Here is a 24,573-nt window from a genome sequence, read left to right as displayed (position 1 = left end):
CCTCGCACCAGCGCGGGACAGGCGCCCCACGGCTATTCACCTGCGTTCTCGGGTAGCCGGACGAGTACCCCCATAGGTGTTACCCGCCGCCTCCACTTCAGTTGCCGACCCGCCAGCCACCGTTCACCGACACCACCGTTCCGGTGACGAACCCCGCCTCGGGCGAGGCCAGCCAGGCCACCGCCGCGGCGATGTCCTCGACCCGGCCGGTCCTGCCCAGCGGGGTCTCGCCGACGATGGCGGCGACCCGTTGCGGATCGAGGCCGCCGGGAAAGAACCGGGTGTCGGCGATGTAACCCGGTGCCACGCTGTTCACCGTGATCCCGCGCGAACCGAGTTCCCGCGCCAGGGCCACGCCGAAGCCATGCAGGCCGGCCTTGGCTGCCGCATAGCCCAGCGCACCGGGACTGCCGCTACCGGTCTGCGCAGCGATCGATCCGATATGGATGATCCGCCCGCCCTCTTCCGCGAAATGCGGCAACACCGCCAGCGACATGAGGAACGCGCTTTTCAGGTTGCCGTCCAGCAGCGCATCCCATTCCCGCTCGGCCTCAGCCAGCGGAGTGGTGGCGGCGATCTTTCGGGTGAACCCGGCGTTGTTCACCAGCACGTCGAGCCCCTGGAAGGTGTCGCCAAACCAGGCGGCCACCGCCTCGACAGCTTCGCGGCGGGAAAGATCGGCGGCCATCCAGGGCACACCGCCCAACTCGGCGGCAGCGCGTTGCAGGCGCTGGGAATCACGGGCCACCAGGGCGATCCGATAACCCTGTTGCCGAAGGCGCCGGGCGATGGCCAGGCCGATGCCCGACGAGCCGCCGGTGACCAGGGCGGTACGGGGGATTGGAGAATGAGTGTGCATGACGGGCTTCCTCTGTGATGGATGGAACGCCTCGTCTGGCCAGAGCGAGCGTACGGATGGATTCTCGACGGATTCGCCGCGATATATCCAATACTGTCTTTCTTAACTCACCATATCCGGGAGATATCGCAATGGCCGACTTGCGCCAGTTCCGCCAGTTCGTCGCGGTTGCCGAGGAGCTGAGCTTCCGCCGCGCCGCTGAGCGCCTGCACATGGCCCAGCCACCGCTGACCACCGCGATCCGGCGGCTGGAAGAAGAAGTCGGCGCCAGCCTGCTGGAGCGTGACAACCGTATCCATCGCCTGACGCCGGCGGGCCGCGCGTTCCTCGACGAAGCCCGGCGCACCCTGGCCCAGGCCGAACGCACCCTGGCGGCCGCGCGCAGCGCCGCCAGCGGACGCAGAACGTTGCGCCTGGCGTTCGTCGACAGCACCATCAATATTCTGCTACCGCGCATACTCCAGGCGTTCCGCCAACAGCATGGCGCGCTGGACTTCCAGCTCCAGGAAGACACCACCGCGGGGCAACTGGAGGCGCTGCGCGAAGACCGCATCGATGCCGGCCTGATCGTCCTGCCGGTCGACCGCCAGCCCGGCCTGTACACGCATCTACTGGTGGACGGCGACATGCGCGTGGCATTGCCCGAAGGCCATCGGCTGGCACGCCATGCGCGCCTGCGCCTGGAACAACTGGCCGGAGAACCCTGGCTGCTGTTCCCAAGGCACTATGGGCCGGGCATGCACGACCTGATCGTCGCCGCCTGCGCGGCAGCCGGCTTCGTCCCGGAGGTGGTGCAGGAGGCGCGGCAGATGCAGACCATCGCCGGGCTGGTGGCCGGCGGCATCGGCGTCGCGCTAGTGCCTTCGCTGCTACAACCGTTGCGCCCGCCGGGGGTCACCTTTCGTCCCCTGCAAGGGCGGCGGGCGCGAATTCCCTATCGGCTGGCGTTGGCCTACCGCACGCCGTCGGAACTCATCGAACGCTTTCGCGAAACCGCCCAGGCGATCGCCGCCGCCCCGGCTTTTCGCATGGCCTAGCGCCAGTCCCTGAGCGCCTCCTCGGCCGCCAGGTTCATCGGCTCGGCAAGCAGCCCGGCGACGCCGTAGTTCACCGCGAACACCGCCTTGTCCGCCATCGGCAGGAAAGTCACCCGCCCCGCCAGCGGCTCGAACAGGAACAGGTCGTGCTCGCCGGCCCGCAGCCAGCGCCAGAGATCGACCCCCAGCGGACTCTGCGACAAGCCCAGGCGGCGGCCCCGGGACTGCTGCTCGAGGGCCAGGAAGCGGCCGCTGAGCGCGTCGAGGCGATAGCCCGGCGCCAGACCGATCAACGCGGCCAGCCCCTTCCAGCGGAAAATCCGCGCGTCCAGTTGCCAGAGTTCGCCGTCCAGCACCACGCTGCGCTCGTTGGCGCCCTCCTGGATCAGCACCCGGTAGCGCTGCGGCCCTTCGGCCTGGAAGCTCAGGGTGGCCATCGGCTGCTCGGGCTTGAGCAGCGAATAGCTGCGCAGGTCCCAGGCGAGCACCAGCAGCAGCGTCGCCACGGCGACGAAGGCCAAGCCGCAGGTGCCGCGCAGCCAGCCGAGGAACCAGGTGCGTTCGAAGAGGATGCGCACCGCAACCAGGGCGGCCAGCAAGGCCAGTAACGCGAATGCCCAGGCCAGACCGTCGTACTGCATGCAAGCGATTCCTTCTGCGTGAAATTGCGGGCATTATGCGCACCCCTCCTCCCGACGGCCAGCGAGGCCGTTTCCCGATTGGAAGCAGGTCCGGTTTTTCATGCCTTTCGAACTCGCGATAGACCCCAGCACCCTGATCATCCTGGCCGTGGTGGCCTTTCTCGCCGGCTTCATCGACGCCATCGCCGGCGGCGGCGGCCTGTTGACCATCCCTGCGCTGCTCACCGCCGGGGTCCCGCCGCACCTGGCGCTGGGTACCAACAAGCTGAGCTCGACCTTCGGTGCGGCGACCGCCAGCTACACCTTCTACCGGCGCAAGCTGTTCCATCCCGGGAAGTGGCGCAACGCTCTGCTCGCCACCGCGATCGGCGCCGCCATAGGCGCCTGGGCGGCTCACCTGCTGCCCGCCGAGTGGCTGAACCGGATGCTCCCGGTGGTGGTATTCACCTGCGGCCTCTACATGCTCTTCGGCGGCACGCCGAAGGCGCCGCTGGACGCCGATACGCCGGTCGGACGCAAGCGCCAGTGGCCGCAGGGCCTCGCCCTGGGCTTCTACGACGGCGTGGCGGGACCGGGCACCGGAGCGTTCTGGACCGTCAGCTCGCTGCTCATGTACCCGCTGGACCTGGTCCGCGCCAGCGGTGTGGCGCGGAGCATGAACTTCGTCAGCAACATAGTGGCGCTGGCGGTGTTCGTCGCCTCCGGCCAGGTGATCTGGTTGCTCGGCCTGTGCATGGGTGCGTCGCTGATGGTCGGCGCCTATTTCGGCGCGCGCACCGCCATCGGCGGTGGGGCGAAGTTCATTCGCCCGGTGTTCATCCTGGTGGTCCTGGCGCTGACCGCGCGGCTAGCCTGGCAGCACTGGTTCAGCGGCGCCTGAGCGGCGCGCCAGGTACAGGTCGATCAGGTGCCGGGCGATCGAGCGCTGCGCCGGTAGCGGCGGCAAGGCATCGAGGGAGAACCACTGGGCGTCCTCGATCTCGTCTTCCTGCGGGACGATCTCGCCGGACACGTACTCGGCGTGGAAACCGAGCATCAGCGAATGCGGGAACGGCCAGTTCTGGCTGCCGATGTATTCGAGATTGGCGACCTCCACCCCGACCTCTTCGCGCACCTCGCGGACCACGCACTGCTCCACCGACTCGCCGGCCTCGACGAAGCCGGCCAGGGTACTGTAGACCCCCGGCACGAAGCGCGGCGAACGCGCCAGCAACACCTCGTCGCCCCGGGTCACCAGGACGATCATGCTCGGCGACAGGCGCGGGTACTGGTGCAGCCCGCACTGCGGACACTGCATCACCCGCTCGTGGTCCTGCGCCTGCATGCGTGTGCCGCAGTTGCCGCAGAACCGGTTGTGACGTGCCCAGATGCCGATCTGGCTGGCATAGCCGAGCATGCAGAACTGATCGAAATCGCCGTGCAGCATGAACTGCCGCAACGGCGCCCAGGCCATGCCCGGCAGCTCGATCGGCTCGTCCAGTTCCAGCACGTAGACCGGCTCGCCCTGCCAATGGCCGACCCCATGCTCGGCGAGCAGCGGGAGTTCCTGGCGCTTCAGCCATTCGCGGGGGAACAGCAGGCCGTTGTCGTCCTGGAGGAAGCGCTGCTGACAGTGCGCGAGCACCCAGCCGCCGACCTGGGCGGTAGTCGGCCGACCTGCCTGCCAGCGGGACTCGCCGGCCATCAGGCGGCCACCGGCAGCCCGAGCGCCTTGACGCTGGCGCTGGCCAGGTCGAGGACATCCGGCTGGCCCTGCGGACGCAGCACGGCACCGCCCTCGAGATAGTATTCGAGACTGGTCAGGGCGTCGGCGAGGGTTTCCAGCATCTGTTCCGAAGGCATCTGCGCGGTCTCGATCATGCGCTGCTGGATGTAGTCGGCGCAGCCGCCGACCAGCAGCGCGGCGCGCTCCTGACCGAGGAACCAGAGGCCGCCCCGGACCGCCTGCAGGCTGGCCGGGACGTTGGCCAGGTTGAGCTTGTCGCCATTGGATTCCAGGTACGCGGTGATCGCACGCTTGGCCAGGGCCAGGCCGGCCTTGGCCTCCTCGATCACCACGATGCGCGCCTCGGCCAACTGGTGCACGGCGAACGCATCGGCTTCTTGCCCGGGCTCCGCCGGAGTCGGCCGGATGATGCGGCGCTCGCCGCGCTCGAGGTTGCCGACCATGCTTTCCACGTAGAGCACCGCATCGGCCAGGCGCAGCAACGCCGGCGGCGAATCGGCGACGCCGCTGGCAGCCCAGGCGGCCACGGTGGGTAGCTGGGTCTGCAGGGCGGTGCCGGCCGAGTTCAGGCCGACCATGCCGAGGGTCTTGCTCAGCTTGCCCAGTTGCGCATGCAGGTTGGTCAGGCTGTCCGGCTGGGCCACGCCGCGCTCGATCAGGTCGAGCATGTCCTTGACCCCGGCGAGTTCCTCGCGGATCGCCGTGGACAGCGAACGCATCACCGACTGGCCGGGGCCGGACAGGCGCTGCGATTCCTCTTCCAGCAGGTGGTCGGTGAACGGCAGCGGCGCCAGCCCATGCAGTTCGCGGACCTCGCGCGAACGCGGGCCCTGGCCGTCGGACAGCGCCACCAGGTAGAGCAGTTCCTTGAGCAGATGGCGCGGCGCCTCGTAGGCCGGGCCGATCAGCAATTGCTTGAGCTCGCGGTCGATGCGCGAGAACAGTTGCTTGCGCGACTTGCGCGGCAACAGTTGGCCATCGACGATCGACTCGATCGCCGCGGCGCCGATCCAGCACAGCCGCGAACGGGCCACCCCGCCGTGCAGGCTGTCGAGGCGCGCCAGCGCGCGGCCCATCAGCTTGAGGCTGGGATAGAGGTTCTGTTCGCGGATCAGGCCGAGCAGGCCGATCTGGTACATGTGGCGCATCCGCCGGCTTTCCTCGCCCAGTTCGGCTTCGGAAGGCAGGTGGTCGATGGCGGTGCTCGGCGGCCGCGGGATATCCAGGCGGGCGCTGAAGAAGAAGCTTTCCGGCAGCGCCGGCTGCCCTGCGGCACAGCGCACTTCGTTGATCGCCGGCAAGAGCAGCTCGGGGATCTCCTGGCGATTGGCCTCGACGTTCTCCAGGTAGCGGCGCAGCACGTACAGGGCGTTGCCCAGGGCTGCCAGCTGGCCGTCGCGCTCCTCGCTGACGCCGGTGGGAATGTCGGTCGCCAGCTGCAGGGCTTCCTGGGCCAGCAGCTCGGCGCCGGCCAGCTCGATCAGGTTGAGGGTGCCGCGGATCTGTTGCAGGCATTCGACGGCGTGCTGCAGCAGGCTGCCGTTCTGCCGCTCGGCAATGAACTGCTCAAGACCCTGTTCGGCCTGTTCCATGGTGGCGAACAACTCGTCGCGCACCAGACTGAGGGACGTGGCTCCTGTGACCATCGGCCTAGTGCGCCTCCCGCGCAAGAATATACAACGGCATCAATCAGCGAATTCCGGCTTCTGCTTGGCCATATGCGCGGCCATCGCCACCCGCAGGTCGGCGGACTGGAGCATGGCGGCGTTCCAGGTAGCGACGTACTCGAGGCCGTCGTCGACCCGGTGGTCGCGCATATAGCGGATCATTTCCTTGGTACCACGGATGGCGATCGGCGACTTCGCGGCGATCTGCCGCGCCAGTTCGAAGACCCCATCCATCAATGCGGCCTGGTCCGCGTAGGTACGATTGACCAGGCCGATGCTCCGTGCCTCTTCGCCGTCGACCATGCGCCCGGTGTAGGCCAGCTCGCGCATCATGCCATCGCCGATGATCCGCGGCAGGCGCTGCAGGGTGCCGACGTCGGCGGCCATGCCGATGTCGATCTCCTTGATCGAGAACTGCGCGTCGGCGGTCGAGTAGCGCATGTCGCAGGCCGAGACCAGGTCGATGGCGCCGCCCAGGCAGTAGCCCTGGATCGCCGCGAGCACCGGCTTGCGGCAGTTGTCGACCGCGTTGAACGAGGCCTGCAGCTCGAGGATCTTGCGACGCAGGGCGTCGGCGTTGCGGCCGACGTCCTTGCCCAGTTGGCTGCCGACCTGGGCCAGCAGCATCAGGTCGATCCCCGAGGAAAAATGCTTGCCCGCCCCGGACAGCACGACCACCCGCACTTCGTCGGTATCGTCGACCCAGCGGAAGATCTCGATGATCTCGCGCCAGAAGTCCTGGTTCATGGCATTGATCTTGTCCGGACGGTTGATCTGGACGTGGGCGATCTTGTCTGCCAGCTCCACACGGAATGCGTTGTACTCGGTCACGGCGATAGTCCTCGGCAGAGCAACTGCGCTGTCAGAACGCAGAGATTTTTGTTGTGCGGAAAATCCCGCAACTATAACAAGGGCGAGCCAAATGTCGATGCTGCACTATGTGATGCACGGCACGCCCATTGATACCGCAATCTCTTCGATGATTGCGCTAAACGCTTGATCCAACGAAAGTCCTGCTGGCATTTTCAGTCTTTTCCTTGCCGTGGAGTCCATCGTGAGCAGTCCCCTGAGCCAGGCTTTCGCACAGAACTTCCTCGGGCATTCGCCGCGCTGGTACAAGCTGACGGTGCTCGCCTTCCTCTTGCTCAATCCCCTGCTGCTATGGCTGGCCGGGCCGGTGACAAGCGCCTGGGTGCTGGTCGGCGAGTTCATCTTCACCCTGGCCATGGCGCTGAAATGCTATCCGCTGCAGCCGGGCGGCCTGCTGGTGCTGGAGGCGCTGTTGCTCGGCCTGGCTACCCCCGAGGCGCTCTATGCGGAGTTGCAGCACAACTTCCCGGTGCTCCTGCTGCTGATGTTCATGGTCGCCGGCATCTACTTCATGAAGGACCTGCTGCTCCTGCTGTTTTCCCGCCTGCTGCTCGGCGTGCGCTCGAAGGCCCTGCTATCGCTCCTGTTCTGCCTGCTGGCCGCCCTCCTCTCGGCCTTCCTCGACGCCCTCACCGTGACCGCCGTGGTGATCAGCGTGGCGGTGGCATTCTTCGCCGTGTACCACCGGGTCGCTTCGGGGCAGCGCGCCAGCGAGGACTACGATCCCGCCACCGACCGCCAGGTCCCGGAGCTGCACCGGGCCCATCTCGAAGAATTCCGCGCCTTCCTCCGCAGCCTGCTCATGCACGCGGCGGTCGGCACCGCACTGGGCGGCGTCTGCACCCTGGTGGGAGAACCGCAGAACCTGCTGATCGGCCACGAGGCCGGCTGGCATTTCGTCGAGTTCTTCCGCCAGGTCGCGCCGGTATCCATGCCGGTACTGGCGGCCGGCCTGCTGACCTGCGTGCTGCTGGAGAAGAGCCGCCGCTTCGGCTATGGCGCCCAGTTGCCGGCGGCGGTGCGCCAGGTGCTCGCCGAGTACGCCGCCAGCGAAAGCCGCAAACGCGGAGCGCAGCAGAAGGCCGCGCTGCTGGTGCAGGCCCTGGCGGCGCTGGTACTGATCGTCGGGCTGGCCCTGCATGTCGCCGAGGTCGGCCTGATCGGCCTGTTGGTGATCGTGCTGATCACTGCCTTCACCGGCGTCACCGACGAACACCAGATCGGCCGCGCCTTCCAGGAAGCCCTGCCGTTCACTGCGCTGCTGGTGGTGTTCTTCGCGGTGGTCGCGGTGATCCACCAGCAGCACCTGTTCACCCCGATCATCCAGGCGGTGCTGGCGCTGCCGGCGGAACGCCAGCCGGGCATGCTGTTCATCGCCAACGGCCTGCTCTCGGCGATCAGCGACAACGTATTCGTCGCCACCATCTACATCACCGAGGTGAAACAGGCGCTGGATGCCGGCCACATGAGCCGCGAGCATTTCGATACCCTGGCGGTGGCGATCAATACCGGCACCAACCTGCCCAGCGTAGCGACGCCCAACGGCCAGGCGGCGTTCCTCTTCCTGCTGACCTCCTCCATCGCCCCGCTGGTGCGCCTGTCGTACGGCCGCATGGTCTGGATGGCGCTACCCTACACCCTGGTGATGGGCGGCCTGGGCTGGTGGGCGGTCAGTCATTGGCTTTGAGCGTCGGCACTCCGTTGACCTGGTTGCGCCATTGCCGCCAGGTGTACATCGGGATACCGGCCATCAGCACCAGGAAGCCCCAGAAGATCGCCTGCTGGCCGGTGCCATACAGCGCCCATAGCGAGTAGGCGAAGCCCAGCGAGCCGATCACCAGCAATTGCCGGCGTGAACGCGGCGAGAACTCGTCCGGTCGCACCGCCAGCAGCTGCAACAGCGCGGCGGTGCAGAACGCGTAGGGGACCACCCCGGTCATGGTGCCGAGCAGGATGATCACGTTGAACACATCGACCAGGTCGCCATGCCCGTCGACCATCACCAGCGCCGTCACCAGCAGCCCCGAGGCCAGCAGGCCGTGGGCCGGCGCGCCGTTCTTGTTGAGCTGGCCGAGCGACTCCGGGAACAGCCCGTCGCGCGCCGGAGCCACCGGGATCTGGCCCTGCAACAGGACCCAGCCATTGAGCGCGCCCAGGCAGGCGATCACCGCCCCGGCAGCCACCAGGTAGTAGCCCCAGTCGCCCATCAGGATCCGCGCCGCGTCGGCGAACGGCGAGGTGGAGCGGGCCAGCACCTCCGGCGGCATCAGGCCCTGCACCGCAGTGATAGAGAGGATGTAGAGGGCCGCCGCGGCCAGCGTGCCGAACAGGGTCGCGCGGGGAATGGTGCGGCGCGGGTCCTCGACGTCGTCGGCCGGCACGGTGGCCGACTCCAGGCCGATGAACGACCAAAGGGTCAGCGCCGCGGTGGTGGCGATCGCCTGGGCATAGCCCATGTTCGGCAGCTCGCTGCGCGCCGGGATCGCCAGGTGCTCGGGATTGAAGTGGAACCAGCCGAGGATACCGACCAGCAACAACGGCAGCAGCTTGAGGATGGTCAGCAGGTTCTGCACCACGCTGAAGGTGCCGATGCCTCGCAGGTTGATCAGGGTGCACAGCCAGATCGCGGCGATGGCCACGCAGACCATCAGCAGCGGATCCGCCAGCGCCGGGATGAACACCCGCAGGTAGCCGACCAGGGTCACGGCGATCGCCGCGTTGCCGATCCAGGCGGCTTTCCAGTAGGTCCAGGCGCACAGGTAGCCGGCGAAGCTGCCGAAACCGTCGCGGGTATAGGCGTAGGGGCCGCCGGCGCCGGGGTTGACCCGCGCCAGGCGGGCGAAGGTCAGCGCCAGCAGCACCGCGCCGGTGCTCGACACCAGCCAGCCGAACAGGCTGAGCCCGCCGAACGCCGCCAGGCTGGAGGGAAGCAGGAAGACTCCCGAACCGACCATGTTGCCGATCACCAGCGCGCTGCAGGTCCAGAACCCCATGCCGCGCTTGCCGGCCTTCTCTCCCCCCGCCATCGACACCCCTTAGCCTGTCGGCCTCATTCTTTTATGCATTCAACGGTATAGCAGCGCCCGGACGGTCCGTCCTGATGCTGCAGGCCGTGCACATCGGAGTCGAAACCAGGGAAGGCGCGCTCGAAGGTCCGCGCGAACTCGAGATAGTCGAGGATCGAGCGGGTCGCCTCGGTGAAGCGCTCACCCGGCATGATCAGCGGGATACCCGGCGGATAGGGTACCAGCATGACGGCAGCGATGCGCCCTTCCAACCGAGCGATCGGTACCGCCTCGACCTCGCCGCGCACCAGCTTGTCGTAGGCCTCGGACGGCCGCATCGCGACCTCCGGCAGCACCGTGTACATGCGCTTCATGGCCTTCGCCGTGGCGTTGTCGCGGTAGCTGGCGTGCATGGCGTCGCTGAGGTCGCGCAGGCCCACGCCGTTGTAGCGCTTGCCGCCGGCCTGGGCCACGGAGGGCAAGACGTCGAGCAGCGGCAGGTTGGCGTCGTAACAGCGCTTGAATTCGAGCAGTTCGGTGACCAGGGTGCTCCACTTGCCCTTGGTGATGCCCATCGAGAACAGCACCAGGAAGGAGTAGAGACCGGTTTTCTCCACCACCAGCCCGCGCTCCCAGAGGAAGCGGCTGACGATGGCAGCCGGAATCCCCTGCTCGCTGAGCTTGCCGCCGGCGCTCAAGCCCGGGGTGGTCAGGGTGACCTTGATCGGATCGAGCAGCACGTAGTCTTCGGCGATATCGCCGAAGCCGTGCCAGTCGGCGCTCGGCTCCAGCACCCAGTCATGGGTGCCGACCTGATCGGTGCCCTCCACCTGCTCCGGCTGCCAGACGCCGAACCACCAGTCGTTCCGGTCCAGGTTCTGCCGTACGTTGGCCAGGGCCCGGCGGAAGCTGAGGGCCTCGTCGAAGGTCTCCTGGATCAGCGAACGCCCGGCGGGCCCTTCCATCATCGCCGAAGCCACGTCCAGCGAAGCGATGATGCCGTACTGCGGCGAGGTCGAGATGTGCATCATGAAGGCTTCGTTGAAGCGCGCCACGTCCAGCTTCCGGGTCCCGCCATCCTGCACGTGGATCATCGAGGCCTGGCTGAAGGCGGCGAGCATCTTGTGCGTGGAGTGGGTGGCGAACACCAGGGGGCCCTCCTCGCTGCGCGAGGTGCCCATGCCATAGCGTCCGTCGTAGAACTCGTGGAACGCGGCATAGGCGTACCAAGCCTCGTCGAAGTGCAACACCTCGACGCTGTCGCCGAGGGTCTGCTTGATCAGCTCGGCGTTGTAGCACAGGCCGTCGTAGGTGGAGTTGGTCACCACCGCCAGCTTCACCTTCGGCTCGCGGCCGCGCGCCAGCGGGCTGGCGGCGATCTTCGCGGCGATCGACTCCTTGCTGAATTCGCTCAGCGGGATCGGCCCGATGATCCCCAGTTCGTTGCGTTCCGGAGTCAGGTAGAGCGGTATCGCCCCGGTCATGATGATCGAGTGGAGGATCGACTTGTGGCAGTTGCGGTCCACCAGCACCAGGTCTTCGCGACCGACCATGGAGTGCCAGACGATCTTGTTCGCGGTGGAAGTGCCATTGATCACGAAGAAGGTATGGTCGGCGCCGAAATTGCGCGCGGCACGGTCCTCGGCCTCGGCCAGGGGGCCGGTATGGTCGAGCAGCGAGCCCAGCTCGGGGACCGAGACCGACAGGTCGGAACGCAGCGTGTTCTCCCCGAAGAACTGGTGGAACGCCTGTCCCACCGGACTCTTGCGATAGGCGACACCGCCGCCGTGGCCCGGCGTATGCCAGGAATAGTTGGACTGCGCGGTGTGCTCGACCAGCGCACGGAAGAATGGCGGCAGCAGCCCGGCCAGGTAGTTGCGCGCCGCCCGGGCGACCTGGCGGGCGAGGAACGGCACGGTGTCTTCGAACAGGTAGAGGATGCCGCGCAACTGGTGCAGGTCGGCCATGGACTCGGCCGGCGCGTTCTCGATGGTCACCTGCTCGCCGAGGGCGAAGATCGGCAATTGCGGCGCCCGCACGCGGGCCACGCGGATCAGTTCGACCACATCCTGCAGCAGGCGCTGGTTTTCCCCGGCACCTTCGGCGGCGACCAGGATGCAGGCCAGGCCGTGGTGGGTGGAAGCGACGATGCGCCCCTCGGCGGAGCTGGCGGTGGAGAGAATGCTGAAGCCGTCCTGCTCCAGTTCGTGGGCGATGCCCCGCACGCGTTCGCCGGCAACGGTGTCGGCCTTGATGTCGCGATGGACGATGAGGACGGGAAATTTGAGGTCTTTATACATTGTTGATCCCGAGCAGCAGGCGGGCGAACCCCGCCGGTCGGCTCAGGGTAGAGACTTGCCGGCACGCGCGTAACCCCCGGCGGCTTGCCCTTGTAAGAAAAGGTCGCGGCAACACAAGTCGGCGCGCCGCGCTTGCCTCCGCTCCCGCCAGCGAGGAGCATGGACCTCTCTGCCCTGCTACGGAGCGACAACGATGCGCAGCGCTTATCGGATCGTCAGCGATCACTATGCGGCCTCCAGCCGTGGGGACCTCGCCGGAATGCTGGCGGACATGGACGAACGCACCGAATGGACGGAAATGGCCGGTTTCCCGCTGGCCGGCACCTATGTCGGCGCGGCCGCCATCGGCGCCGGTGTGTTCCAGGCCTTGCAGCGGGACTGGGAGGGCTTCAGGGTCGAGATCGAGCGCCTGATCGACGGCGGCGACAGCGTGGTCGCCGTCGGTCGATATGCAGCGACCCACCGTCGCAGCGGCAAGTCGTTCGAAGCGCGCGTGGCACACGTATGGACGGTGGAGGACGGCAGGATCCGCCGTTTCGAGCAGTTCTGCGACACCTTGCTGGTGGAGCGGGCGACGCGCTGAACGCGGCGCCCGTGGTGCATGGGCAGGCTATTCGCCGACCGGCGCTTCCAGTTGCGCCCAGAGCGACGGACCACCTGCCGACTTCTCGATCACCGCCAGCCGCGCCGCATGCGCAGCCAGCTCTTCGGCGTTGGCGCGCAGCACCGGGGTGGCGACCCGCGCCGGATCGAGCCGACGGATCGGGCTGACCATCGGCCGGCCGCTGCCGTCGCCTTCCGCGCCGCTGCCGGCCAGCGACAGGCTGGTCTGGCCACCGGTCATCGCCAGGTAGACGTCGGCGAGGATCTCGGCGTCGAGCAACGCGCCGTGCAGGTCGCGGCCGGAGTTGTCCACGCCGTAGCGCTTGCACAACGCATCGAGGTTGTTGCGCTGACCCGGATGGCGCTCGCGGGCCATCAGCAGGGTATCCAGCACCGAGCAGTACTCGCTCACGTCCGAGCGGTCCTGCTGGCCCAGCAGGGCGAACTCGTTGTTGATGAAGCCGATATCGAACGCCGCGTTATGGATGATCAGTTGGGCGCCGCGGATGAACTCGAAGAAATCGTTGGCGACCTCGCGGAAGCGCGGCTTGTCCTTCAGGTATTCGTTGGTGATGCCGTGGACGGCGATCGCCCCTTCGTCGACCTCGCGATCGGGTTGCAGGTAGACGTGGAAGTGGCGACCGGTCAGGCGGCGCCCCTCCAGCTCGACACAGCCGATCTCGATGATCCGGTGACCATCGGTCACCGGCATGCCGGTGGTTTCGGTATCCAGTACGACGCTACGCATCTATAGAGCCTTTCTCTGTTTCGCTGCAGCCGTGGCTGCTGAACGCTTGTTTCGGTGTGGCCGCTCAGCGCGGCAATTCGGCGACGCCACGGTTGGCCAACTGGTCGGCCCGCTCGTTGCCGGGGTCGCCGGTATGCCCGCGGACCCACTGCCACTCCACCTGGTGCCGGGCGACCTGTTCATCCAGGGCCTGCCAGAGGTCGGCATTCTTGACAGGCTGCTTGCTGGCGGTCTTCCAGCCGCGCTTCTTCCAGTTCGGCAACCATTCGGTGATGCCGCGCATCACGTATTCCGAGTCGGTGATCAGACGGATCGGACAGGAACGCTTGAGTGCCGCCAGCGCCTGGATCGCCGCCATCAGCTCCATGCGGTTGTTGGTGGTGTCCGGCTCGCCGCCCCAAAGCTCTCGCTCGGCGCCCTTGTAGAGGAGCAACGCCCCCCAGCCGCCGCGCCCAGGGTTGCCCTTGCAGGCGCCGTCGGTATAGATCACTACCTGTTCTTTATCTGTCATGCCTAAATTTCGGAATCTCGCCGGCTGACTTTCGCCACCGGCATGGGCACCAGCTGACCGCGCGGTTCGCGCTTGCTCTGGCGCAACGGGCGCAACCCCACGACCAGCTTGCGTGCCACCAATAGATAGAAGCCGGCGCCCGAAGACTGCCAGGCGTCGCCCCAGCGCTCCAGGCGAGCCAGGCGCGATTGCCAGGCTGCCGACGCAAGCGGCGGACGATAGCACCCGAAGCGCCGTTTCTCCAGCGCGAAGCCCAGCAGGTTGAGCCAATCGCAGGCCCGCGACGGAGGAATGCAGCGGGCCTGGCGCAAGGCATCCCCGGCGAAATAATGACGGATGCCCCACAGGCTCCATGGGTTGATGCCGATCAGCAGCAGGTGGCCGCCCGGACGAACGGTACGCGCGGCTTCGCGCAGGAGACGGTGAGGCGACAGGCAGAAATCCAGGCCGTGTTGCAGCAGGACCACGTCCGCGGCATGTTCGCTGAGCGGCCAGGCGCCCTCTTCGCAGGCGATGTCCACGCCCGGCAGCGGCGGCCCCAGGCGCACGCCGCGCTGAATCTGCCCGGTGCTCGGCGGCAGTTCGGCATGCGGCCCGTAGTGCACCAGGTAGCCACCGAAGTAACGGGTCAGCTCGTCGCACAACAGGCGTCGCTCCTCGGCCAGCATCAGGCTGCCCAGCGGGCCCTGGAACCAGTCGCGCGCCCGGTTGATCGATGCCAGCCACTCGGCATCGGTCTGGGCGAAGGCTTGCGGTTCGTTCATGCGTACCTCCAGCGTCTTCCCCTTCGCGGCGACGGACGCCGGCACGACGGGAAAATAAGCAATACTATGCGCCAATGACTTCTGCTTAGCGACATCGACCCATGATACAGATCGACGCCCTGCCCGCCTTCAACGACAACTACATCTGGCTGTTGCAAGATGCGACAAGCCGTCGCTGCGCGGTGGTCGACCCCGGCGATGCCAAGCCGGTGGAAGCCTGGCTGGCCGCCCATCCCGACTGGCGGTTGAGCGATATCCTGGTGACCCACCACCATCACGACCACGTCGGCGGCGTCGCGGCCCTGAAGGAACTGACCGGCGCGCGGGTTCTCGGCCCGGCCAACGAGAAGATCCCGGCCCGCGACCTGGCGCTGGAAGACGGCGAACGGGTCGAGGTGCTCGGCCTGGTCTTCGAGATCTTCCACGTGCCCGGCCATACCCTCGGCCATATCGCCTACTACCACCCGGCGGAGACGCCGCTGCTGTTCTGCGGCGACACCCTGTTCGCCGCCGGCTGCGGCCGTCTCTTCGAAGGCACCCCGGCGCAGATGCACCATTCCCTGGCGCGACTGGCCGCGCTGCCGGCCAACACCCGGGTCTACTGCACCCACGAGTACACGCTGAGCAACCTGCGCTTCGCGCTGGCGGTGGAGCCCGACAACGCGGCGCTGCGGGAACGCTTCGAGGAAGCGACCCGGTTGCGCGAACGGGATCGCATCACCCTGCCGTCGGAAATCTCGCTGGAATTGTCGACCAATCCATTTCTTCGCGTTTCGGAAAATTCTGTTAAGAAAAAAGCCGACCAGCGGAGCGGCCAGCAAAACCGCACCCCGGAGGAGGTTTTCGCCGTCCTGAGGGCCTGGAAGGACCAGTTCTGAAGGTTGGCGAAATCTTGACCACTCTTGAGGTCATTTCTAGAATCGGCTGAATTTTTGCCCGGAACAGCACTCAGCCGATGCCGCCACAGACACGTAAAACCCCCGATCTAGACGCCCTGGCTCGCGCCGTCCGGGTGTCCATCCTGCTCATCGCCGGTGCGCTCGCCGGCTGCCAGGGCAGCGGCCAGATCAAGGGGGAGGCCCAGGCCAAAGCAGCACGTCCCGGCGCCCGAGCCGTCGACGTCCAGTTCAATCCCTCCTGGCTGCATACCCAGCCCGGCCAGAACGCCGCCTACAACGACATCTGGGACCGCATGCGCGACGGTTTCCAGCTCCAGGATGCGATCAGCACCAACCCGCGCATCGAACGCCAGCGCCTCTGGTTCCTCAGCAACCAGTCGTTCCTCGAACAATCGAGCGCGCGCGGCAGCCTCTACATGCACTACGTGGTCGAGCGCCTGGAAGAACGCAACATGCCGCTCGAACTGGCGCTGCTGCCGGTCATCGAAAGCGCCTACAACCCCTTCGCCCTGTCGCGCAGCAACGCCGCCGGCCTCTGGCAGTTCATTCCCGCCACCGGCCAGCATTTCAACCTGCGCCAGACCAATTTCTACGACGGTCGCCGCGACATCACCGCCTCGACCAACGCCGCCCTGACCTATCTCGAGCGCCTGCACGACATGTTCAACGGCGACTGGATGCTCGCCCTGGCGGCCTACAACGCCGGCGAAGGCACTGTCAGCCGTGCCATCGAACGCAACGAGAAACTGGGCCTGCCGACCGACTACTGGAACCTGCCGCTGCCGCAGGAAACCCAGGACTACGTACCCAAGCTGCTCGCCCTCTCGCAGATCGTCATGGCGCCGGATTCCTACGGCATCAGCCTGAACCCGATCAACAACGAGCCCTACTTCCAGGCCGTCCGGGTCAAGCGCGGGATCGACCTGTCCAGCGTCGCCGCGCTGGCGAACCTGGACGAGGACGAGCTGTACCAGCTGAACCCGGCCTACAAGCGCCGCGTGACCATGGACGGCCCCCAGCAACTGTTGGTGCCGATGGAGAAAGCGGCGTTCCTGACCGCCTCGCTGGACACCCTCAAGCCGAAGGAAGTCACCGCCTGGCAGCAATACCGGGTGCGTAGCGGCGACAGCCTGCACAGCATCGCCAACCGCTATCGGATCACCGTAGCGGAGCTCAAGAGCGCCAACCGCCTGTCCAGCAACCACCTGCGCAAGGGCCAGCAACTGAGCATCCCCGGGCAGATCGCCGGCGGCGCCGTCAAGCCGGTCTACCAGCAACTCGCCCGACAGGCTTCCACCCCGGCCAGAACCCGCTCCTACAAGGTCAAGAACGGCGACAGCCTGTGGCAGATCGCCCGCAACAACGGCGTCGACGTCAACGACCTGAAGCGCTGGAACGGCCTGGACAAGCACGCCCTGAAGGTCGGCCAGACCCTCAAGCTGCAAGGCGGCACCCAGGCCCTGGCGGCCCGCAAGGGAAATGCCGCCGGCAAGCGCGACAGCGCCACCTACTACAAGGTCAAGCAAGGCGACTCGATGTACCTGATCGCCAAGCGCTTCAATGTCGAGATGAAGCACCTGCAGCGCTGGAACCCGCGCAGCAAGCAGGCGCTCAAGCCCGGCCAGACCCTGACCCTGTACCTGGACACCGCGAGCCGCTGACAGCCCATTGCAGGCCGTCCCGAAACGCCACGCCCGCTCCTGCCGGCGTGGCGTTTTCGCAAGCGCGGCCAGAACCCCGGACCCTAGGCCGGACAGGCCCGCGCTCCCTCTTTTTTCCTGTGCGGGCAAGGTGTTACTGTTGCCTGACGATTCGTTGTCAAAAATAGCCAAGGACCCGGACACACGCCTGATGCGTCGCCTCTCCTTCCTGATCCTCGGCCTGGCCGTGAGCCTGCCCAGCTTCGCCGCGATTACCCAGAGCCATGGTTATGCCCAATTCGGCACGCTCAAGTATCCGGCCAATTTCCAGCACTTCGACTGGACCAATCCCGACGCCCCCAAAGGCGGCACCTTGCGCCTGATGGCCTCGGGCAGCTTCGACACGCTCAACCCCTACACCCTGAAAGGCACCAGCCCGATCGGCACCGGCGATTTCCTCCAGTACGGCGTCAATGAGCTGAACGAACCATTGATGGTGGGCACCGGCCTGTACGACCCGTCCGGCGACGAACCAGCCTCCAGCTATGGCCTGATCGCGAAGAGCGTGGAATACGCGGAAAACCGCAGCTGGGTGGTATTCAACCTGCGGCCGGAAGCACGCTTCCACGACGGCAGGCCGATCACCGCCAGCGACGTGGCCTTTTCCTATCGCACCCTGGTCAAGCAGGGGCACCCGATGTACCGCACCTACCTGCAGGAGGTGAAGCGGGTCGATATCCTCACCTCCCACCGGGTGCGTTTCGTCCTGCGGCGCTCCGGCAACCCGCTGCTGATCCTGCGCCTGGGCGAGCTTCCGGTGCTGCCGCAGCATTACTGGAAGGATCGCGACTTCCGCGCCACCACCTTCACCGCGCCGCTGGGCAGCGGTCCCTATCGCATCGTCGAGGTCGATCCCGGGCGCCGCCTGGTGTTCGAACGCGTGAAGGGCTGGTGGGGCGAAAAACTGCCGGTGAACCGCGGCAAATACAATTTCGACCGGGTCGTGGTGGACTTCTACCGGGACAACGGCGTCGCCTTCGAAGCCTTCAAGGCCGGCGAGTTCGACTTCTACATCGAGCACCAGGCGAAGAACTGGCTGAACAACTATCGCTTCCCCGCGGTTCTGCGCGGCGATGTGATCCGCACGGAAATCCCGCACCAGATCCCCAGCCAGACCCAGGCGTTGTTCATGAACACCCGTCGCGCCGTGTTCAAGGAGCGCGCGCTACGCCAGGCGCTGGGCGAGATGTTCGACTTCGAATGGACCAATCGCGCCCTCTTCAGCAATTCCTACCTGCGCTCGCGCAGCTACTACCCGAACAGCGAATTCGCCGCCAGCGGCGTCCCGGAGGGCCAGGAATGGCTGTACCTGTCGCCGTACCGCAAGCAATTGCCGGCGCAGTTGTTCAAACAGCCATTCAGCCTGCCGACCACCGAGGGGCGCGGCATTCCCCGTGAAACCCTCAGGCATGCACTCGGTCTACTGGCCGATGCCGGCTGGAAGCTGTCCGGCGACCGACTGCTGAATAAAAAGGGCGAACCGCTGCGCTTCGAAATCCTGCTGGTCAATCCGAGCCTGGAGCGTATTCTCCAGCCCTATCGCGAAAACCTCGCCAGCATCGGCATCGACGCGCGCCTGCGCACCGTCGACCGCGCCCAATACAAGCAGCGCCTGGACCAGTTCGACTACGACATGATCCTCATGACCCTGCCGCAGACCCTCAGTCCCGGCCTGGAACAGTGGCAGTACTTCCACTCCAGCCAGGTGAAGGTCAAGGGCAGCAAGAATTACGCGGGAATCGCCAACCCGGTGGTCGACGCCATGCTCAACCGCCTGCTCGGCGCCCACAGCCGCGACGAACAGGTCGCCGCCGCGCGCGCCCTGGACCGGACCTTGCTCTGGCAGTACTACAGCATTCCCAACTGGTACCTCAATTCGCACCGTCTGGCGTACCGCAACCGCTTCGCCTTCGTCGCCACCCCGCCCTACACCCTGGGCCTGCGCGCGTGGTGGCAGAAAAACCTGGAGACGTCCCGATGATCCGTCCCCGCTTCACCCCTCTGCTGGCAGCCCTGCTGCTCGGCTGCTGCGGCCCGCTCCTCGCCGCCCCGAAACATGCACTGACGCTCTACGATGAGCCTCCGAAGTATCCCGCCGATTTCAAGCATTTCGACTACGTGAATCCGGATGCGCCGAAAGGCGGCATCCTCCGCCAGGCCGACTTCGGCGGCTTCGACAGCCTTAACCCGTTCATCGGCAAGGGCGTCTCGGCCCCTTCGCTGGGCCTGATCTACGACACCCTGGCCTTCCAGTCGCAGGACGAGCCGTTCACCGAATACGGCCTGCTCGCGGAGAAGATCGAGAAGGCACCGGACAACAGCTACGTGCGCTTCTACCTGCGCCCCCAGGCCCGTTTCAGCGATGGCACGCCGGTCACCGCCGAAGACGTGGTGTTCACCTTCGAGACGCTGGTGAGCAAGGGCGACCCGATGTACCGCAACTACTATGCGGACGTCGACAAGGTGGTCGCCGAGGACAAGCTTCGCGTGCGCTTCGACTTCAAGCACGCCGGCAACCGCGAACTGCCGCTGATCCTCGGCCAGATCGCGATCCTGCCGAAACACTGGTGGGCCGACCGCGACTTTTCCAAGACCGGCATGGAAATCCCGGTAGGCAGCGGTCCCTACCGCATCGCCAAGGTCGATCCGGGACGCTCCATCAGCTACGAGCGAGTCAAGGACTGGTGGGCCAAGGACCTTCCGGTCTCCCGCGGACTCTATAACTTCGACACCATCACCATCGACTCCTATCGCGACATGTCGGTCGCCCTGGAAGCCTTCAAGGCCGGCCAGTACGACGTCAACCTCGAATATTCGGCGAAGGACTGGGCCACCGGCTACGAGTCGCCGGCATTGCGCGACGGGCGCTTCATCAAGGCCAGCATCCACAACCACAACCCGGTGGGGATGCAGGGCTTCGCCTTCAATATCCGCCGCCCGGTGTTCCAGGACCGCCGGGTACGCCAGGCGATCAGCCTGCTGTTCGACTTCGAATGGTCGAACAAGCAGCTGTTCTTCAGCTCCTACAAGCGCACCAACAGCTATTTCGAGAACTCGGAGATGGCCGCCCACCAGTTGCCCAGCGAAGCCGAGCTGAAGATCCTCGAACCGCTGCGCGGCAAGATTCCCGACGAGGCCTTCGACCAGGTCTTCCAGAATCCGGTCAACGACGGCAGTGGGGTGATCCGCGAGCAGCGACGCAAGGCCTACCAGTTGCTCACCGAGGCCGGCTACAGGATCGAGAACAACCGCATGGTAGGTCCCGACGGCCAGCCACTGAGCTTCGAGTTCATGCTGTTCCAGGCCAACATGGAACGGGTCATCCTGCCGTTCAAGCGCAACCTGGCCGAACTTGGCATCGATATGCAGATCCGTCGCGTCGACGTCTCGCAGTTCGTCAACCGCCTGCGCTCGCGGGATTTCGACATGACCTCGGCGACCTGGCCGCAATCCAACTCGCCAGGCAACGAACAGCGAGAGTTCTGGCATTCCAGCAGCGCCGACAAGGCCGGCAGCCGCAACTTCATCGGCCTCAAGGACCCGGCCATCGACAGCCTGGTGGAAAGCCTGATCCAGTCCGACTCGCGGCAAAGCCTGATCGACCATACCCGCGCCCTCGACCGCGTACTGTCGTGGGGCTACTACGTGGTTCCCAACTACTACGTCGATACCTGGCGGGTCGCCTACTGGAACCGTTTCGGCCGGCCGAAGGTGACGCCACTCTACGACTGGGGCCTGATGACCTGGTGGCAGACCAGCGACAAGGCGCTGCCGAGCAAGGCGCAAGCCGAAGCCGCGCAAGACGCCGAGCCGGAACGGGAGTAACGCCGCATGCTCTCCTATATCCTGCGGCGCCTGCTGCTGATCGTCCCTACCCTGTTCGGCATCCTGCTGATCAACTTCATCATCATCCAGGCCGCTCCCGGCGGTCCGGTGGAGCAGATGATCGCCAAGCTGGAAGGCTTCGACGCCGCTTCCGGCGGCGCCACCGGACGCATCTCCGGCGGCGGCGGCGAAGTCGCCGTGGCCGGCTCGCAATACCGCGGCGCGCAAGGCCTGGACCCGGAGCTGGTGAAAGAGATCGAGCGCATGTACGGCTTCGACAAGTCGGCCCCCGAGCGCTTCATGATCATGCTGAAGAACTACCTGCACCTGGACTTTGGGCAGAGTTTCTTCCGCGACGCCAAGGTCACCGACCTGATCATCGAGAAATTGCCGGTGTCGATCTCGCTCGGACTCTGGAGCACGCTGATCATGTACCTGGTGTCGATCCCGCTGGGGATCGCCAAGGCGGTCCGCCATGGCAGCGTCTTCGACATCTGGACCAGCTCGGCGATCATCGTCGGCTACGCCATTCCCGCCTTCCTCTTCGCCATCCTGCTGGTGGTGCTGTTCGCCGGCGGCAGCTACTGGGACTGGTTCCCCCTGCGCGGCCTGACCTCGAACAACTTCGACCAGCTCAGCCTCGGCGGCAAGGTACTCGACTATTTCTGGCACCTGGCCTTGCCGGTAACCGCCCTGGTGATCGGCAACTTCGCCACCATCACGCTGCTGACCAAGAACAGCTTCCTCGACGAGATCGGCAAGCAATACGTGGTCACCGCCCGCGCCAAGGGCCTGACCGAACGCCGCGTGCTCTACGGGCACGTATTCCGCAACGCCATGCTGCTGGTGATTGCCGGCCTGCCGGCTGCGCTGCTGGGGATCTTCTTCACCGGTTCGCTGTTGATCGAGGTGATCTTCTCCCTCGACGGCCTCGGCCTGCTCAGCTTCGAAGCGGCGATGAACCGCGACTACCCGGTGGTCTTCGGCACGCTGTTCATCTTCACCCTGTTCGGGCTGGTCATGAAGCTGATCAGCGATATCGTCTACACCCTGGTCGATCCGCGCATCGACTTCGAGAACCGGGAGTAATCCGATGCGCCTGTCTCCCATCAACCAGCGCCGCTGGGCCCGCTTCAAGAGCAACAAGCGTGGCTGGTGGTCGCTCTGGCTGTTCCTCATCCTGTTCGTCGGCAGCCTCGGCGCCGAACTGATCGCCAACGACAAACCGCTGGTCGTGCATTACGACGGCGGCTGGTATTTCCCGGTCTTCAAACGCTACCCGGAAACCACCTTCGGCGGCGAATTCCCCCTGGAAGCCAACTACAAGAGCCCCTACATCAGCCAACTGATCGCCGAGAAGGACGGCTGGGTGCTTTGGCCGCCGATCCCCTACAGCTACGACACCATCAACTACGAGCTGAAGGTTCCCGCCCCCGCCCCGCCGTCGGCGGAAAACTGGCTGGGCACCGACGACCAGGCCCGCGACGTGCTCGCCCGGGTGATTTACGGCTTCCGCGTGTCGATCCTCTTCGCCCTGACCCTGACCGTGCTCAGTTCTCTGATCGGCGTCACCGTCGGCGCCCTGCAAGGCTACTACGGCGGCTGGGTCGACCTGCTCGGCCAGCGTTTCCTGGAAGTCTGGTCGGGGCTGCCGGTGCTCTACCTGCTGATCATCCTGGCCAGCTTCGTCCAGCCGAACTTCTGGTGGCTGCTGGGCATCATGCTGCTGTTTTCCTGGATGAGCCTGGTGGACGTGGTCCGCGCCGAGTTCCTCCGCGGGCGTAACCTGGAATACGTCCGCGCCGCCCGGGCCCTCGGCATGCGCAACAGCGCCATCATGTTCCGTCACATCCTGCCGAACGCGATGATCTCGACCCTGACCTTCATGCCGTTCATCCTCACCGGCGCCATCGGCACCCTCACCTCCCTGGACTTCCTCGGCTTCGGCCTGCCGCCCGGCGCGCCGTCGCTGGGCGAGCTGGTCGCCCAGGGCAAGTCCAACCTCCAGGCGCCCTGGCTGGGCATTTCCGCCTTCGTGGTGCTGGCGGTCATGCTGAGCCTGCTGGTGTTCATCGGCGAAGCCGCCCGCGACGCTTTCGACCCGAGGAAATGAGATGAGCGAGAACATTCTGGAAATCCGCGACCTCGCCGTCGAATTCCTCTCCGGCGAGCAACGCCAGCGGGTGGTCGAAGGCGTCAGCTTCGACATCCGCCAGGGCGAGACCCTGGCCCTGGTCGGCGAAAGCGGCTCGGGCAAGTCGGTGACCGCCCACTCGATCCTGCGCCTGCTGCCCTACTCCGTCGCCAGCCACCCAGCAGGCAGCATCCACTACCAGGGCGAGGATCTGCTCAAGCTCCCGGAACGGCGCCTGCGCGGGATCCGCGGCAACCGCATCGCCATGGTCTTCCAGGAACCCATGACCTCGCTCAATCCGCTGCATACCATCGAGAAGCAGCTCGCCGAGGTCCTCGCCCTGCACAAGGGCCTGGGTGGCGCCAAGGCCAGCGCGAGAATTCTCGAACTGCTCGAGCTGGTCGGCATCCCCGAGCCAGCCAAGCGCCTGAAAGCCTATCCACACGAACTCTCCGGCGGCCAGCGGCAGCGGGTGATGATCGCCATGGCCCTGGCCTGCGAGCCGCAACTGCTGATCGCCGACGAACCGACCACCGCGCTCGACGTCACCGTCCAGTTGAAGATCCTCGATCTGCTCAAGGACCTGCAGGCACGCCTGGGCATGTCCCTGCTGCTGATCACCCACGACCTCAACCTGGTCCGGCGCATCGCCCACCGCGTCTGCGTCATGCAACAAGGGCGGATCGTCGAGCAGGCTTCCTGCCAGGAACTCTTCGCAGCCCCGCGACACCCCTATACCCGCGAGCTGCTCAACGCCGAGCCCAGCGGTGCGCCGGCAGGCAACCCGCCCGGTGAAACCCTGTTGGCGGTGGACGACCTGCGGGTCTGGTTCCCGATCCGCAAAGGCGTGTTCCGCCGCACCGTGGACCACGTCAAGGCGGTCGACGGGGTCAATTTCGAACTACCCCGCGGGCAGACGCTGGGCATCGTTGGCGAAAGCGGCTCGGGCAAGTCGACCCTTGGCCTGGCAATCCTGCGGCTGCTGGAAAGCCAGGGCGGCATCCGCTTCGAAGGCACCCGGCTGGACGGTCTCGCGCAACATGACGTGCGCCCGCTGCGCCGCGAGATGCAGGTGGTGTTCCAGGACCCGTATGGCAGCCTCAGCCCACGCATGTGTGTCGGCGAGATCGTCGGCGAAGGCCTGCGCATCCATAGGATCGGCAGCGAGGCCGAACAGGAGCAGGCGATCATCGACGCGCTGGTGGAGGTCGGGCTCGATCCGCAGACCCGCTACCGTTACCCCCACGAATTCTCCGGCGGCCAGCGCCAGCGCATCGCCATCGC

Annotated in this window: 21 protein-coding genes; 11 read left to right on the top strand and 10 right to left on the bottom strand. The window is 66.1% G+C overall.

What is annotated here, in order from left to right:
• Positions 1-97: 97 nt before the first annotated feature.
• Positions 98-859: an SDR family NAD(P)-dependent oxidoreductase gene (locus HMPREF2581_RS14035; protein ID WP_003139925.1), complete on the bottom strand. Its 762-nt coding sequence runs from the start codon at positions 857-859 to the stop codon at positions 98-100.
• Between the two features lie 131 nt (positions 860-990).
• Here HMPREF2581_RS14035 and HMPREF2581_RS14030 point away from each other — a divergent pair, with 131 nt between their 5' ends.
• Positions 991-1,896, top strand: coding sequence for a LysR family transcriptional regulator (locus HMPREF2581_RS14030; RefSeq protein WP_003098166.1), 906 nt, complete (start codon positions 991-993; stop codon positions 1,894-1,896).
• Here the strand turns inward: HMPREF2581_RS14030 and HMPREF2581_RS14025 are convergent.
• A complete protein-coding gene (locus HMPREF2581_RS14025) occupies positions 1,893-2,537 on the bottom strand; it encodes a hypothetical protein (protein ID WP_003139926.1) in 645 nt (214 codons plus the stop codon). The two genes, HMPREF2581_RS14030 and HMPREF2581_RS14025, sit on opposite strands and share 4 nt — an antisense overlap.
• Positions 2,538-2,637: 100 nt before the next feature.
• Here HMPREF2581_RS14025 and HMPREF2581_RS14020 point away from each other — a divergent pair, with 100 nt between their 5' ends.
• A complete protein-coding gene (locus HMPREF2581_RS14020; RefSeq protein WP_003139927.1) occupies positions 2,638-3,417 on the top strand; it encodes a TSUP family transporter in 780 nt (259 codons plus the stop codon).
• On the opposite strand, the gene nudC is transcribed toward HMPREF2581_RS14020, so the two are convergent.
• From nudC to HMPREF2581_RS14005, 3 genes are read right to left on the bottom strand one after another with little or no spacing between them, the layout of a single operon-like run.
• The gene (gene nudC, locus HMPREF2581_RS14015; protein WP_003139928.1) at positions 3,385-4,221 is read right to left on the bottom strand and encodes an NAD(+) diphosphatase; all 837 of its coding nucleotides are present in this window, start codon (positions 4,219-4,221) and stop codon (positions 3,385-3,387) included. The genes HMPREF2581_RS14020 and nudC overlap by 33 nt on opposite strands.
• Entirely contained in the window at positions 4,221-5,909 is a 1,689-nt protein-coding gene (gene fimL / locus HMPREF2581_RS14010) for a type IV pilus/biofilm regulator FimL (RefSeq protein ID WP_003098159.1), read from the bottom strand. The genes nudC and fimL overlap by 1 nt, the downstream gene beginning before the upstream one ends.
• A 39-nt stretch (positions 5,910-5,948) precedes the next feature.
• Positions 5,949-6,761 carry a crotonase/enoyl-CoA hydratase family protein gene (locus tag HMPREF2581_RS14005; protein ID WP_003087972.1) on the bottom strand — a complete coding sequence of 271 codons (813 nt, stop codon included), beginning with the start codon at positions 6,759-6,761 and terminating at the stop codon, positions 5,949-5,951.
• Between the two features lie 223 nt (positions 6,762-6,984).
• Here HMPREF2581_RS14005 and nhaB point away from each other — a divergent pair, with 223 nt between their 5' ends.
• Positions 6,985-8,487: a sodium/proton antiporter NhaB gene (nhaB, locus tag HMPREF2581_RS14000; RefSeq protein ID WP_003087967.1), complete on the top strand. Its 1,503-nt coding sequence runs from the start codon at positions 6,985-6,987 to the stop codon at positions 8,485-8,487.
• Here the strand turns inward: nhaB and HMPREF2581_RS13995 are convergent.
• On the bottom strand, positions 8,471-9,826 hold the full coding sequence (locus HMPREF2581_RS13995; protein WP_003087965.1) for an amino acid permease: 1,356 nt from the start codon (positions 9,824-9,826) through the stop codon (positions 8,471-8,473). The genes nhaB and HMPREF2581_RS13995 overlap by 17 nt on opposite strands.
• 23 nt (positions 9,827-9,849) lie before the next feature.
• Positions 9,850-12,105, bottom strand: coding sequence for a lysine-specific pyridoxal 5'-phosphate-dependent carboxylase LdcA (gene ldcA, locus HMPREF2581_RS13990; RefSeq protein ID WP_003087961.1), 2,256 nt, complete (start codon positions 12,103-12,105; stop codon positions 9,850-9,852).
• 193 nt (positions 12,106-12,298) lie between these two features.
• On the opposite strand from ldcA, the gene HMPREF2581_RS13985 reads away from it, so the two are divergent.
• Positions 12,299-12,688 (top strand): nuclear transport factor 2 family protein, encoded by a 390-nt coding sequence (locus HMPREF2581_RS13985; protein ID WP_003132809.1) that lies wholly within the window; start codon positions 12,299-12,301, stop codon positions 12,686-12,688.
• Between the two features lie 27 nt (positions 12,689-12,715).
• Here the strand turns inward: HMPREF2581_RS13985 and dnaQ are convergent, their stop codons facing one another.
• From dnaQ to HMPREF2581_RS13970, 3 genes are all read right to left on the bottom strand, one after another.
• Positions 12,716-13,456: a DNA polymerase III subunit epsilon gene (gene dnaQ, locus HMPREF2581_RS13980; RefSeq protein ID WP_003139929.1), complete on the bottom strand. Its 741-nt coding sequence runs from the start codon at positions 13,454-13,456 to the stop codon at positions 12,716-12,718.
• 64 nt (positions 13,457-13,520) lie between these two features.
• Complete coding sequence (gene rnhA, locus HMPREF2581_RS13975) at positions 13,521-13,967, bottom strand: ribonuclease HI (RefSeq protein WP_003087954.1); 447 nt, start codon at positions 13,965-13,967, stop codon at positions 13,521-13,523.
• 2 nt (positions 13,968-13,969) lie between these two features.
• Positions 13,970-14,731 (bottom strand): methyltransferase domain-containing protein, encoded by a 762-nt coding sequence (locus tag HMPREF2581_RS13970; RefSeq protein WP_003087952.1) that lies wholly within the window; start codon positions 14,729-14,731, stop codon positions 13,970-13,972.
• A gap of 101 nt (positions 14,732-14,832) precedes the next feature.
• On the opposite strand from HMPREF2581_RS13970, the gene gloB reads away from it, so the two are divergent.
• The 7 genes from gloB to HMPREF2581_RS13935 form a co-directional block, all read left to right on the top strand.
• Positions 14,833-15,609 carry a hydroxyacylglutathione hydrolase gene (gene gloB, locus HMPREF2581_RS13965; RefSeq protein WP_003087949.1) on the top strand — a complete coding sequence of 259 codons (777 nt, stop codon included), beginning with the start codon at positions 14,833-14,835 and terminating at the stop codon, positions 15,607-15,609.
• 77 nt (positions 15,610-15,686) lie between these two features.
• Positions 15,687-17,291 (top strand): lytic transglycosylase domain-containing protein, encoded by a 1,605-nt coding sequence (locus HMPREF2581_RS13960; protein WP_003120244.1) that lies wholly within the window; start codon positions 15,687-15,689, stop codon positions 17,289-17,291.
• A gap of 190 nt (positions 17,292-17,481) precedes the next feature.
• Positions 17,482-19,311, top strand: coding sequence for an extracellular solute-binding protein (locus HMPREF2581_RS13955; RefSeq protein ID WP_003098137.1), 1,830 nt, complete (start codon positions 17,482-17,484; stop codon positions 19,309-19,311).
• Positions 19,308-21,155: an extracellular solute-binding protein gene (locus tag HMPREF2581_RS13950; RefSeq protein WP_003087944.1), complete on the top strand. Its 1,848-nt coding sequence runs from the start codon at positions 19,308-19,310 to the stop codon at positions 21,153-21,155. Before HMPREF2581_RS13955 ends, HMPREF2581_RS13950 begins: the two co-directional genes overlap by 4 nt.
• A 6-nt stretch (positions 21,156-21,161) precedes the next feature.
• On the top strand, positions 21,162-22,244 hold the full coding sequence (locus HMPREF2581_RS13945; RefSeq protein ID WP_003098134.1) for a microcin C ABC transporter permease YejB: 1,083 nt from the start codon (positions 21,162-21,164) through the stop codon (positions 22,242-22,244).
• 4 nt (positions 22,245-22,248) lie between these two features.
• Positions 22,249-23,268, top strand: a complete 1,020-nt coding sequence (locus HMPREF2581_RS13940) for an ABC transporter permease (RefSeq protein ID WP_003087942.1) — start codon at positions 22,249-22,251, stop codon at positions 23,266-23,268.
• A gap of 1 nt (position 23,269) precedes the next feature.
• Positions 23,270-24,573 (top strand): ABC transporter ATP-binding protein (locus HMPREF2581_RS13935; RefSeq protein ID WP_256565204.1); only part of this gene is annotated, 1,304 nt, incomplete at its 3' end.

The organism is Pseudomonas sp. HMSC057H01 (genome assembly GCF_001836405.1).
Taxonomy (GTDB): Bacteria; Pseudomonadota; Gammaproteobacteria; order Pseudomonadales; family Pseudomonadaceae; genus Pseudomonas; species Pseudomonas aeruginosa.
Note: the sequence above shows the minus strand (reverse complement) of the source record. Positions and strands in the feature narration are given on the sequence as shown.

Bases quoted from the DNA above. Each gene is read 5' to 3' on its own strand.
- HMPREF2581_RS14035 (WP_003139925.1), bottom strand. From the start codon at position 859: ATGCACACTCATTCTCCAATCCCCCGTACCGCCCTGGTCACCGGCGGC.
- HMPREF2581_RS14030 (WP_003098166.1), top strand. From the start codon at position 991: ATGGCCGACTTGCGCCAGTTCCGCCAGTTCGTCGCGGTTGCCGAGGAG.
- HMPREF2581_RS14025 (WP_003139926.1), bottom strand. From the start codon at position 2,537: ATGCAGTACGACGGTCTGGCCTGGGCATTCGCGTTACTGGCCTTGCTG.
- HMPREF2581_RS14020 (WP_003139927.1), top strand. From the start codon at position 2,638: ATGCCTTTCGAACTCGCGATAGACCCCAGCACCCTGATCATCCTGGCC.
- nudC (WP_003139928.1), bottom strand. From the start codon at position 4,221: ATGGCCGGCGAGTCCCGCTGGCAGGCAGGTCGGCCGACTACCGCCCAG.
- fimL (WP_003098159.1), bottom strand. From the start codon at position 5,909: ATGGTCACAGGAGCCACGTCCCTCAGTCTGGTGCGCGACGAGTTGTTC.
- HMPREF2581_RS13995 (WP_003087965.1), bottom strand. From the start codon at position 9,826: ATGGCGGGGGGAGAGAAGGCCGGCAAGCGCGGCATGGGGTTCTGGACC.
- ldcA (WP_003087961.1), bottom strand. From the start codon at position 12,105: ATGTATAAAGACCTCAAATTTCCCGTCCTCATCGTCCATCGCGACATC.
- HMPREF2581_RS13985 (WP_003132809.1), top strand. From the start codon at position 12,299: ATGCGCAGCGCTTATCGGATCGTCAGCGATCACTATGCGGCCTCCAGC.
- dnaQ (WP_003139929.1), bottom strand. From the start codon at position 13,456: ATGCGTAGCGTCGTACTGGATACCGAAACCACCGGCATGCCGGTGACC.
- rnhA (WP_003087954.1), bottom strand. From the start codon at position 13,967: ATGACAGATAAAGAACAGGTAGTGATCTATACCGACGGCGCCTGCAAG.
- HMPREF2581_RS13970 (WP_003087952.1), bottom strand. From the start codon at position 14,731: ATGAACGAACCGCAAGCCTTCGCCCAGACCGATGCCGAGTGGCTGGCA.
- gloB (WP_003087949.1), top strand. From the start codon at position 14,833: ATGATACAGATCGACGCCCTGCCCGCCTTCAACGACAACTACATCTGG.
- HMPREF2581_RS13960 (WP_003120244.1), top strand. From the start codon at position 15,687: ATGCCGCCACAGACACGTAAAACCCCCGATCTAGACGCCCTGGCTCGC.
- HMPREF2581_RS13955 (WP_003098137.1), top strand. From the start codon at position 17,482: ATGCGTCGCCTCTCCTTCCTGATCCTCGGCCTGGCCGTGAGCCTGCCC.
- HMPREF2581_RS13950 (WP_003087944.1), top strand. From the start codon at position 19,308: ATGATCCGTCCCCGCTTCACCCCTCTGCTGGCAGCCCTGCTGCTCGGC.
- HMPREF2581_RS13945 (WP_003098134.1), top strand. From the start codon at position 21,162: ATGCTCTCCTATATCCTGCGGCGCCTGCTGCTGATCGTCCCTACCCTG.
- HMPREF2581_RS13940 (WP_003087942.1), top strand. From the start codon at position 22,249: ATGCGCCTGTCTCCCATCAACCAGCGCCGCTGGGCCCGCTTCAAGAGC.